Origin of the sequence: uncultured Thermomonas sp., from assembly GCF_937872235.1 — a bacterium.
In the GTDB taxonomy this organism is placed as follows: Bacteria; Pseudomonadota; Gammaproteobacteria; order Xanthomonadales; family Xanthomonadaceae; genus Thermomonas; species Thermomonas beijingensis.
This window is the reverse complement of record NZ_CALMPC010000004.1, coordinates 1-11,707: the sequence shown is the minus strand read 5'-3', so window position 1 is coordinate 11,707 and position 11,707 is coordinate 1. Positions and strand designations below refer to the sequence as shown.

General features: G+C 61.4%; 7 protein-coding genes and 1 pseudogene. 4 read left to right on the top strand and 4 right to left on the bottom strand.

The window, feature by feature from the left end:
* Positions 1-205: hypothetical protein (locus QWB57_RS00590; RefSeq protein WP_288967870.1), on the top strand; the 205-nt coding region annotated here is incomplete at its 5' end.
* A 46-nt stretch (positions 206-251) separates the two neighbouring features.
* On the opposite strand, the gene QWB57_RS00585 is transcribed toward QWB57_RS00590, so the two are convergent.
* Complete coding sequence (locus QWB57_RS00585; RefSeq protein WP_288967869.1) at positions 252-1,379, bottom strand: energy transducer TonB; 1,128 nt, start codon at positions 1,377-1,379, stop codon at positions 252-254.
* Here QWB57_RS00585 and QWB57_RS00580 point away from each other — a divergent pair.
* Positions 1,323-5,024, top strand: a complete 3,702-nt coding sequence (locus QWB57_RS00580; protein ID WP_288967867.1) for an indolepyruvate ferredoxin oxidoreductase family protein — start codon at positions 1,323-1,325, stop codon at positions 5,022-5,024. The genes QWB57_RS00585 and QWB57_RS00580 overlap by 57 nt on opposite strands.
* A 115-nt stretch (positions 5,025-5,139) precedes the next feature.
* On the opposite strand, the gene QWB57_RS00575 is transcribed toward QWB57_RS00580, so the two are convergent.
* The 3 genes from QWB57_RS00575 to QWB57_RS00565 form a co-directional block, all read right to left on the bottom strand.
* Entirely contained in the window at positions 5,140-8,226 is a 3,087-nt protein-coding gene (locus QWB57_RS00575) for a TonB-dependent receptor (protein ID WP_288967865.1), read from the bottom strand.
* Between the two features lie 86 nt (positions 8,227-8,312).
* Entirely contained in the window at positions 8,313-9,368 is a 1,056-nt protein-coding gene (locus QWB57_RS00570; RefSeq protein WP_288967863.1) for a FecR domain-containing protein, read from the bottom strand.
* Entirely contained in the window at positions 9,346-9,921 is a 576-nt protein-coding gene (locus QWB57_RS00565) for a sigma-70 family RNA polymerase sigma factor (RefSeq protein ID WP_288967861.1), read from the bottom strand. The genes QWB57_RS00570 and QWB57_RS00565 overlap by 23 nt, the downstream gene beginning before the upstream one ends.
* Before the next feature lie 95 nt (positions 9,922-10,016).
* On the opposite strand from QWB57_RS00565, the pseudogene QWB57_RS00560 reads away from it, so the two are divergent.
* Positions 10,017-10,727: pseudogene (locus QWB57_RS00560) on the top strand (cyanophycinase); the annotation flags it as partial.
* A gap of 246 nt (positions 10,728-10,973) precedes the next feature.
* Positions 10,974-11,707 (top strand): isoaspartyl peptidase/L-asparaginase (locus QWB57_RS00555; protein WP_288967871.1); only part of this gene is annotated, 734 nt, incomplete at its 3' end.

Here is an 11,707-nt window from a genome sequence, read left to right as displayed (position 1 = left end):
CCTGAAAACATGGGTGCTGGAGGAAAACAGAAGCTGGAATGAGCAGTATTTATTGCAGGCCATGCTTCAACACAGCGCACGGTATGAGATCCTGTTTGCCTCCTACTATGCTTACGAGCGGTTCCCCGCGCTTGTTGTCAATGCACTGAATACTCCCAAGGGCCATGGCTATGGCGGTAGCAGCATGTGGCTAAAGGTAAAGTGATTCCGTCTTAGGACTAGGCCATCGCCTGCCGCAGCAAGTGCGCGCATCAAGTTTTGGGGGCAGTTAGCAATTGCGCACCTTGTTGCAGCGGGTACACCCCATCATCAGGTAAGGCATCGCTGGCCAATTTATCTTGGTCTTCCTTGTCAAGCCATGGAATGAGCTTGGGGGATGGGTCGGGGATATAGCTTTCCCAACCATTAGCTTTGCTCGCATGGGCTTGATGACTGCCTTGCATCAAATAGGCAACAGGAACGCGCACGCTCCAACGATCTTTCCCGGCTTCCGGTCCCGTCGTGGGTGGAATGAACGTCCAGCGCTTGGCCGCTAGAATCGAGGCTTTCGCAAACTGCTCACGCATCTCGGCCATTTGTCGATCCGTACCCAAGGTCATCAGATTGACCCGCTCTGCTTCCACATTCAGCACATGGCCATCGCGCCCTGCGCTCACGATCAAATAGACGGTGCCTTGTCCACCCACCATCATGACCCCGGTCGGGTACTTTGGGGGTGCCATTTTTTGACTGCGCACCTTATCTGTTGGTGCCATGTCCGGTGAGCTACCAAACCAAGTCCCCGCAATGCGCACACTCATCCCATTGCCGCTGGTTTCGGGTGTGGCAACCAAGCGCAGGCTCATCGGGGCCTTGGCGGTGACCGCTTTGCCATCCACCTCCACCGGCTTGAAGCGCCAATGGGTGATGTTGTTGTCGAGAAAGGTTTCTAACCCCTTCATGGCGTCATTGGGGGTCAGCGTGTACGCCTGCACCGAGCCATCCGGCGCAATCACGATATCGCCTTTCACCAACAAACTGGACTCCACCAGCTTGCGATTTTCTTTGATGCTGCCAGCAATCGCGCCCGCGCTGACACCCACAAGCAGTAGCGCAAACACCAGTCCCTTGATTTGTGTTGACATCCCCTCTTCCCCAGCGAAATACGCAGTGGCGATTGTGCCACACGACAATGCCATCACCTGAAAGTCGGGGCCGACGCTCCCTGCTAAAATACCGAGTCTTTGCTCGAACGCCTGCTTGGCGATTGTGCCGAACGCCAAGCGGGCATTTGGATACAAACGCCGCCCTGCGCGGCGTTTTCGTCGTTTCCGGAGTCCGCCATGACCAGCACCGCCGAACTGTCCTCGCCCGAATCCGCCAAGTCGTTGCTCACCCACGATGTGCTGGATACCGACTACACGCTGGAGGACAAGTACCGTCGTATCGAAGGCCGGATCTATCTGTCCGGCGTGCAGGCACTGGTGCGGTTGCCGCTGATGCAGAAGCTGCGCGATGAGCGCGCGGGCCTGGATACCGCCGGCTTTGTCAGCGGCTACCGTGGCAGCCCGCTGGGTGGCTTTGACCTGGAACTGTGGCGGGCGAAGCGACACCTGCAGGACGCGAAGGTGAAGTTCACCCCCGGTCTCAACGAGGATCTCGGCGCGACGATGGTCTGGGGCACCCAGCAGCCAGGGCTGTTCCCGGGCGCCAGGCACGACGGCGTGTTCGCCATGTGGTACGGCAAGGGCCCGGGCGTGGACCGCTGCGGCGACGTGTTCAAGCACGCCAACGCCGCCGGCACCTCCGCGCACGGCGGCGTGCTGGCGCTGGCCGCCGACGACCACGCCTGCCGCAGCTCCACCTTGCCGCACGGCAGCGAGGACGAATTCGTCAGCGCGATGATGCCGGTGCTCAACCCGGCCGGGGTGCAGGACATCCTCGACATGGGCGTGCTGGGCTGGGCGATGAGCCGCTACACCGGGCGCTGGGTGGGCTTCAAGACCATCGCCGAGACGGTGGAGTCCTCCGCCTCGGTCGATGTCGATCCGCATGCGTTGCAAATCGTGCTGCCGGGCGACGACGATTTCGAAATGCCCGTCGGCGGCCTCGGCATCCGCTGGCCGGACCCGCCGATGGAGCAGGAGATGCGCCTGCACCGCTATGCGGTGAAGGCGGCGCAGGCGTTCGCGCGCGTCAACGGCATCGACCGCATGGTGATGGATTCGCCGAACGCGCGGCTGGGCATCGTCACCACCGGCAAGTCGTATCTCGACGTGCTGCAGGCGCTGGAATACCTGGGCCTCGACGAAGCGACCTGCCGCGACATCGGCATCCGCGTGTACAAGGTGGCGATGACCTGGCCGCTGGAACCGCAGGGCATCGAGCGCTTCGCCCGCGGGCTGGAAGACATCCTGGTGGTGGAGGAGAAGAAGGCCTTCATCGAGCGCCAGTTGAAGGAACAGTTCTACAACTGGCCGGATGCCTGGGGCGCGCGCCCGTCCATCGTCGGCAAGTACGACGAGAGCGGCGAGTGGATTCTGCCGTCCACCGGCGAACTCACCCCGGCCACGATTGCCGGCGTGATCGGCCGCCGCCTGCAGCGCTTTCATCGCAGCGAGAAGATCGACGCGGTGCTGGCATGGATGGAAAACAAGGAAGGTGAGCTGGCATTGCCGCGCGCCAACTTCCCGCGCGTGCCGCATTACTGCTCCGGCTGCCCGCACAACACATCGACCAAGGTGCCGGAAGGCAGCCGCGCACAAGGCGGCATCGGTTGCCATTACATGGTGACGTGGATGGACCGCAGCACCGACACCTTCACCCATATGGGTGGCGAAGGTGTGACGTGGGCGGGGCAGGCACCATTCACCGACACCCCGCATATCTTCCAGAACCTGGGTGATGGCACCTATTTCCACAGCGGTTCGCTGGCGATCCGCCAGTCGATTGCAGCAGGCGTCAACATCACCTACAAGATTCTCTACAACGATGCGGTGGCGATGACCGGCGGCCAGCCGGTGGACGGCACCTTGACCGTGCCGCAGATCGCCGCGCAGATGCGCGCGGAAGGCGTGCAGACCATCGCGCTGGTCAGCGATGACATCGACAAGTGGACGGATCCTTCGATCTTCCCGAATGGCGTGAGCTTCCACGACCGCCGTGATCTGGACGCCGTGCAGAAAATGCTGCGCGAGGTTCAAGGCACCAGCATCCTGATTTACGACCAAACTTGCGCCACCGAAAAACGCCGCCGTCGCAAGCGCGGCAAGTTGGTGGATCCGCCCAAGCGCGTCATGGTCAATTCGCTGGTGTGCGAAGGCTGCGGCGATTGTGGCGTGAAAAGTTTTTGCGTGTCCGTGCTACCCAAAGAAACCGAATACGGCCGCAAGCGCGCCATCAACCAAAGTGATTGCAACAAAGATTTCAGCTGCGTGGAAGGCTTCTGCCCCAGCTTCGTCACGGTGCATGGCGGCAAGGTGCGCAAGGGCAGCAAGGTCAATGCCGCTGAGCGTCTGGCCAACTTGCCGGCACCGCAGATTCGCAGTGACCTGTCGCAACCGTGGAATATCCTGATCACCGGCGTCGGTGGCACCGGCGTGGTCACGATTGGCGCGTTGCTGGGCATGGCCGGCCATCTGGAAGGCAAGGGCGCCACGGTGCTCGACCAGACCGGTCTGGCGCAGAAGGGTGGCGCCGTCACCACCCATATCCGCATCGCCAAAACGCCAGCCGATATCCACGCGGTGCGTATTGCTGCGGGTGAAGCCGACCTGGTGCTGGGCTGCGACATGGTGGTGGTGAACGATTATTGGGTGCTCTCCAAAATCCGCCCCGAGCGCAGCAGCGTGGTGATGAACACCTACGAGGCGATGCCCGGCACCTTCACCACCCGCCCGGACATGCAGTTCCCCGCCGCCGATATCGTCAAGGCGGTGAGTACCGCGCTGGGCGGCGGCGCACCGCTGCAAATCGATGCCACCAAGATCGCCACCGCGCTGATCGGCGATGCCATCGCCGCCAATCTGTTCATCCTCGGCTATGCGTGGCAGCAGGGGTTGGTGCCGATTTCATTCGAAGCATTGATGCGCGCCATCGAGCTCAACGGCGCAGCGGTGGAGATGAACAAGACCGCGTTTGCATGGGGCCGCTTGGCGGTGGTGGATCTGCCGGCCGTGATCGACGCCGCCGGCATCGTGCGCAATGCGCCCACCGCCGCCGAAGCGAAGGCACATGTGTTGCCGGTGCTGGGTGCGACCGCCAACGATGCGGGTGAGTCGGGGCTCACCCCGTTCACTGCCGGCCTGCGCGATGGCGATGCGCTGCGCCATGTGCCTGCCACCGGCGCGGGCGAAGCCGCGTTTGCGCCGCTCGACGATGCCCACCTGTCGCGCTCACTGGATGAAGTCATCTCGCGTCGCGCTGCTTTCCTTGCCGACTATCAAAACGCCCGCTACGCCAAACGCTATACCGACTTCGTGGGCAAGGTGCGTGCTGCGGAGTCTGCCAAGGCACCGGGCAGCAGCGATCTGTCGGAAGCGGTGGCCCGCTACTTCTTCAAACTGATGGCATACAAGGATGAGTACGAAGTAGCGCGCCTGTACACCAGCGGTAACTTCCGCAAACACCTGGAAGCGCAGTTTGAAGGTGATTACACATTGAAGTTCCACCTTGCCCCGCCGCTGTTGGCGAAGAAGAATGCGCAAGGCCAATTGGTGAAAAAAGAATACGGCCCATGGGTGTTCACCGCGTTTGGCGTACTGGCCAAGCTGCGCAGCCTGCGTGGCACGCCGCTGGATGTGTTCGGCTACAGCGCAGAACGCCGCAGCGAGCGCGCACTGATTGGCGAGTACGAAACAACCGTCACGGGTCTGCTGGCCAGACTGGATGCCGGCAACGTGGATCTGGCGGCCGATATCGCCAGCATTCCCGAGCACATTCGCGGCTTTGGCCACGTCAAGGAAGCGCATTTGCACAAGGCAAGAACGCGCCAAGCCGAGTTGCTGAAAGCGTGGGACAACCCGTTGCGGGTGGTGCAGGTCTGATCCGAATTCAGCCTGCAGGATCAAGCTGCCGCAGAGGCTTGCACGTGGCATGCAAGCCCCCGCAACCTGGGTCAACGTCGCACCGCGCCGCATCAGCGGCCCGGTGCACTGCTCATTACTCCAGCGCTTTGCCGCCCAGCTTCCAAGTCAACTGCAGGAAGAAGCTGCGGCCAATGCTGTCAAACCACGAGGTGTCGTAGTAGGGGTAATTACCCCAGGTGGCATCCTTCGGCGGCATCTTGTCGAACAGGTTATCGACGGTCAGTGCCAGGCGCAGGTGGTCGTTGATGTCATAGCGTGCACCGGCGTTGAAGCGCCAAGTGGACTGCGTCCATGCGTCGTTGTTGTAGTTCGCCACGCGGCCCAGATAGTTGCCAAACAGGCTGGCACCCCACGCACCCCGGTCCCAAGTGACGCCAAGGTTGGACTTGGTGCGCGGCAAGGTGGTGTCGGCAAAACTGACATCCAGCATGTCTTCGGTGGGGTCACCCGGATACTGCTGGCGGGTATGCCGGCGTGTCCAGTTGTAGTTGCCGCTGAAGCGGAAATTACCGGCAGCGGCAGTCTGCAGCCGATAGTTGGCAGTGACATCGACGCCTGAAGTTTTTTCCTGCGCGATGTTGATCGGTGCAAAGTGCATGCTGACAATGTCGCCGTTGCTGTCGCGAATGGTGCGTGCGATGGCGTCTTGGCAAGTCGGCGAATTGATATCCACGCTGGCGCCGGTATCGGTCTTGCCGAGGCGGCAGTTGGCTTCAGTGATGCGCAAGAAATCGCGATCTTGCACCTGCACTTGGTTGGACACTTGAATGCTGTAGTAATCCACCGCGATATCGAAACTGGCGCTGGGCGACCAAACAAAACCAAGCGTGGCGGATTTGCTGGTTTCCACATCCAAATTGATGTTGCCGGTATAGACGTCGAAGGTGGGTACGTCATAGCCGCCGTCGTCATAGCAATCGGCATCGCTCCAACCGGCTTCCGCCGAACGGCATTGGTAGTAATCGGTAGCGTAGCGGGTGCGGTAGTAATCGTTGGTGGCAAACAGATAGTGCATGTCCGGGGCGCGGAAGCCGGTGCCGTAAGAACCGCGCACCAGCAAGCTGTCCAGTGGGCGCCATTCCAGACCGGCGCTGTAGGTGAACTTGCCCGGATTTTTACCGCCGTAGCTGTACTGGTCGTAGCGACCGGCCACGCTGGCCAGTAGTGAATTCAGCAGCGGCAAGCGCAGTTCGCCGGCCAAGCTCCAGCGGTTGCGGCTACCGCTACCGTCGCCATATTGCGGGCCGTAATAGGCATCGTTGGTCAATGCCAATGGATCGGGGTTGATGCGGTAGGTCTGCCGGCCATATTCCACGACTCCGGCAAAACCGGCATCACCGGCCGGCAGCGTGAACAGCGCAGGGGTATCGAAGGTAAAGCTCAGATTGTCATTGGCGGCCTTCGGACGGAATGTGGACATTGCCGCGATGGAGGCAAATTCCGATTGCGTGATGGGTGTGAACAGGCGTGCCGGATCCGGTGCGTAGATCGCATAGCCATCGGCGTCGTAGCCCAGGCGCGGGCCCAGGAACAATGCGTTGGCGGCAGCGGCCTTGATCCGCGGCATACCGACGTCAGCCTTGTACTGCGAATGGTTGTAAGCCGCTTCCCAGCTCCAGTTTTCACCCCAAAAACCCTTGAAGCCCGTGGTAATGGCGAAGGTTTTCTCGGTCGTGACATTCATGCGGTTTTCAAGGCCGCCGATCTCTTCCGGGGTGAACTGCCGCGACCAGATCTCGTAGTGCCCAGTGTTGGCGTTGTAGAACATCTTGTTGCGGTAGTTGTTGGTCGAGTTTGGATCGTGGAACTCCCAACCCATGTGGTCGCTGGCCACATCGTTGCCATTGGTACCGGTCAACAGCTTGACCTTCTGGTAGCCAAGCTGGAGATCGGCAAACCAGGACAGACTGTCGGAGATGCGATATTCAAACGCGCCATAGACATTGGCGCCGCGGCGTGAATTCTGGATCGTGCGATAGGCAATTGCGCGGTCACTGCCGCAATACGGTTCGCCGTAGCGGTCTGCGGCCAGTACCGTGGTGCCCTCGTTCAAGCCCGACATTGCCTTGCAGTCATCGGCTGGCGCGATGTTGACATCATCATCCCAGTCGTAAAGTTGAGCGGTCAGGCGCGGCAGACGACGGCGTGCGATCGGCGAGTCCAGGGTGGAGTCCTGGTTGCGACGTTGATAGCCCCACAGGGGGCGTTTGTCGATCAGCTCCAAGCCCACGATGCCGGTAAACGCATCGTGCTCGAAGCCGGTGGTCAGGGTCAGATTATGCGATTGGCCACCGCCGTGTTGCGTATCGCCATAGCGGTAATCAATGGTGGTGCCATCGGTGGATTTTTTGAGGATGAAGTTGATCACCCCGGCCATGGCGTCCGAGCCGTACACGGCGGAGGCACTGCCGGTCAGCACCTCGATGCGGTCAATCATGCCCAACGGGATGTTGCCGATATCGGTGAAATTGCTGCGGCTGTTGAGCGGCAGCGGGAAGTCGGCAATACGGCGACCATTGATCAGCACCAAGGTGTGGTTGGGGCCAAGCCCACGCAGATCCACCGCTTGGGCGCCCGGTGTGGATTGCGCGCCGGTAGTGTTCTGCTGGCCCTGCACGCTGCCGCTGTTCTGGCTGAGTGAGCGCAGCACTTCCGGCACGCTGGTGAAGCCGGCCGCTTTGATCTGATCGGCACTGACCACGGTGATGGGAGCCGGGCCCTCCACCTGTGCGCGCGGGATGCGCGAGCCGGTCACCTGCACCGATTGCAGATTGGTGACTGGTGCGTCAGTGGTCGCTTGTGTGGGCTTGGCCGCAGGTGCGGGCTTGGCCGCAGGCGCTGCAGGTTTGGCGGCGGCTGCCGGTACGATCAGGACCGCGCCGGAGGCATCGCGCTGGGCGCGGAAGCCGCTGTTTTTCAACAGCGCATCCAACGCCTGCGGCGAGGCGGTTTGTCCGCTCAGGCCGGCACTGCGTGCGCCCTGCAGCTGATCGGCGCGGTACACCAGTTGGGTGCCGGACTGGCGCGCATACGCATCCAGCGCCGAGGTCAAATCACCGGCGGGAATATCCAGGCGGGGGGAGGTTTGTGCCTGTGCAGCCAGCGCTGCGGTGCAAGCCAGTGACAACAACAGGGCGCGGAGCGGGCGTGATGGTTTCATGACGAACAGTTTCCCCAGGGGCACTCGACATGGTGCCGTTACATAAAGAAGGACGAACGATGATCCGAAATCCCGCCCCATCACGCTCAACGTGATGACAGGGTGATTTGTGTGGGCGTGGTGTCGGCGTGAACCGGGAACCCGGCTTCCAGCAGGCGTACAAAAGTCTCTTCGTTATCCCAGCGGAAGCTGCCGCCAATGCGCAATGCTCCGGCCTCGGCATCGGCAATTCTCAATTTGCGCGTGTTGTAGCGATTGAACTCAGCCACAGCGTCTTGCAGTGGGGTATCCCGGAACACCAGCCAGCCATCGCGCCAGCCCAGCAATTGGCCGGCATCGGCCACGCTCAGGCTGCGCACCAGCACGCTGCCATCATGCACCAGGGCGACGCTGCCGGCCGGAAGCATGGATGACGGAGAGGAATGCCCGTCGGTGCTTGGAGCATCCAGGCGCACAGTGCCTTCGGTGACCACTACGCGCAGATCGTTTTGGTCGCGGCGCACCGAGAAACGGGTACCTACGGCCACTGCACGATAACCACCCACCGCCACCGCGAACGGACGTTGTGGATCTTTGGCTACTTCGAAAATGGCTTCGCCCTGTACCAATGCAACGTCGCGATGCGTACGTGCCAATTGCACATCGATGCGGGTATTGCTGGCAAGGATTGCGTGCGATCCATCTTGCAGCGCTTGGGTGCGGATTTCGCCCACCGCACTGCGATACGACGTGGCATCCACATGGGTGTAATTGCGCCAAGCCCAACTGACCAGCACTGCGCAGCAACCAGCCAATGCGGCCATGCTGGCGACGTGGTGCAGCCGGTTGCGTGAGCGCGCCTGTCGGGTAGCGGGGCGATGCAACACGGCTTGCAACATTTGTTCACGACGACTGCTGGCAGGGGTCTGCCAGAACCCGCGCGGTGGCGGCCCAGCTTGAGTCCAACCTGCCCCCAGTGCTTGCAAGCGGCCAGCTTGTTGCCAGTGCGCCTGCAGCCGGAGCAATGCCACGCGATGCCGGGTATCGGCTGTCAGCCACACATCCAGTGCCTGCGCGTCTGCGGCAGACCATTGCGCGCTGTCACGTTGCGCCAACCAATCCGCAGCGCGGGCCTCGATGTCAGTCTGCGTGGTGCTGAACATCGTCGGAGTTCACGGTGTGGGCAAAAAGCGGGTGAGTGCCAGCTTCCGCAGACAGTGCATCGGCGAGCAGGCGCATCCCCTTGGCAATGTGTTTTTCCACGGTCTTCTCGCTGATTCCAAGACGCTTTGCGACTTCCTTCTGCGGCAGCTCCTCTACCCGGCGCAACCAAACTACTTCGCGGCAACGGTCGGGCAGCTGATCAAAGGCAGTCGCCAATCGATGCAACGATTGGCGGCCGCCACACCAGCGTTCTGGTGACACGTCTTCTATCAGGACGTGCGAAGGGTCGAAATCACCCATCGGCTCGATCGAGACCACCTTGTTGCGGCGCAGGCGGTCGGTCATCAGGTGGCGGGCACTGGTGAACAAGAATGCTTTGGGCTGGGTTGGCAGTCCTTTTGCCGCCGCTTCATACACCCGTGCATACAGCTCTTGGCGTAAATCAGGAACCTCGTCCGGGTGCGACCAATGCCGATGCAGATAGCGCAGCAGGGCCGTCTCGTGGATCAAGATTTGGTTGACGAACCAGTGGTCAAGAGGTGCTTGTGCCATTCCGGCACGATAGCGGATTGCGCGCCCAGTGGGCGGGGGGAAATGCCTGTACCTTCGTCTACTAGGGTATTGCCAATATCAAGAGGGGTGTGACGATGAAGCGATTTGCCGGCTGCGCGATGTTTCTGACAGCCTTGCTGGTGCTGCTGCCCGCGTCCCCATTGCGAGCGGCCAATGTCGATCATTACGTGATCGGGAATGTCAATGCCAAGACCCCCGGCAAGGTGCAGCCAGGCCTGCTGCTGATGGGCGGCGGTGATCGCAATTTTGACGCCATGCATTGGTTCATGAACAAAGCCGGCAATGGCCATATCGTGATTTTGCGGGCATCGTTGGGCGGCCAGATCGGCGAAGAATTCTTCAACAAGGTCGGCGGGATTCAATCGGCGGAAACCTTCGTTTTCAAGGATCGCGAGGCCGCCAGTGATCCCAAGATCATCGCCGCAATCCGGCACGCCGATGGCATCTTCATCGCCGGTGGTGACCAGGCGCGGTATGTGCGTTATTGGCGCGGCACGCCGTTGGCCAAAGCGCTGAACGATCATGTGAAAGCCGGCAAGCCGCTGGGCGGTACCAGTGCCGGTTTGGCGATTCAAGGGGAATACCTGTATGGCGCAATGGACGGCGGCAGTATCACCAGCCCGCGCGCGCTGGCCGACCCGCTGGGGGACAGCAACACGATTGAAACCGGCTTTCTCAATTTTTCTTTGCTGGAAGGCGTGATTACCGACACCCATTTCAGCGAGCGCGCGCGGCTGGGCCGGCTGGTGGCGTTTTTGGCCAAGAGTGAAGAACTTGCCGGCCGCCCGCTGATCGGTTTGGGCGTGGACGAACGCGCCGCAGTGGCGGTGGAGGGCGATGGCACCGCGCGCGTGTACGCCACCGCACGCGGGGCGGGCGTGACCGTGGTGCATGGTGGGTTTAACCGCAAACAGGCCGAAGAACACGCGATGCGCTTGGATCGCCTATGGGCGGTGGGTGCGGATTCGGGCTCAGTCTTGCATCTGCCGACAGGTGAAGTAGAAAAGCCCGCGTTTGCGCGCAACTACGCGGTGCGGGATGGCGTGCTGGTGGCATTGGATACCCCCACGCTGGTGATTCACGGCGGTGCCGGTGTGGAGCCGGGCGATTTGACCCCACAAGAGGAAGACGACGCCCGCAAGGCGATGGAAACCGCACTGCGTGTGGGTTACGCCAAATTGCAGGGTGGCAGCTCGTCGGTAGATGCGGTGACTGCCGCGATCACCGTGATGGAAGACGCCCCGCAATTCAATGCCGGGCGGGGTGCGGTATTCACCCACGATGGGCGCAATGAACTGGACACATCCATCATGGATGGCAGCAGCGGCATGGCTGGGGCTGCGGCAGGTCTGCATCGGGTCAAAAATCCGATCACGCTGGCGCGCGCGATCATGGAGAAATCCAAACACGTGATGATGGTCGGCGATGGTGCCGAAATCTTCGCCAAAGAACAGGGCATCACCTTGGTGGATCCGGCGTATTTCCGCACCGAAAAGCGTTGGAAGGCATTACAAGATGCGTTGAAAGAGGAAGCCAAAGCGCAGGCCTCCAATACTCCGCTGGTGCTGCCGGGCAAGGCGTACTTTGGGACCGTGGGTGCGCTGGCACTGGATGCCAAGGGCAATCTGGCGGCCGGCACATCCACCGGCGGTATGACCAACAAACGCTACGGGCGCGTGGGGGATTCCCCGATCATTGGCGCGGGTACCTGGGCCGATCCCGGCTGCGCAGTCTCCAGTACGGGTTGGGGTGAGTTTTATATCCG

Coding starts and splice junctions, on each gene's coding strand:
- QWB57_RS00580 (WP_288967867.1), top strand. CDS start 1,323: ATGACCAGCACCGCCGAACTGTCCTCGCCCGAATCCGCCAAGTCGTTG.
- QWB57_RS00575 (WP_288967865.1), bottom strand. CDS start 8,226: ATGAAACCATCACGCCCGCTCCGCGCCCTGTTGTTGTCACTGGCTTGC.
- QWB57_RS00570 (WP_288967863.1), bottom strand. CDS start 9,368: ATGTTCAGCACCACGCAGACTGACATCGAGGCCCGCGCTGCGGATTGG.
- QWB57_RS00565 (WP_288967861.1), bottom strand. CDS start 9,921: ATGGCACAAGCACCTCTTGACCACTGGTTCGTCAACCAAATCTTGATC.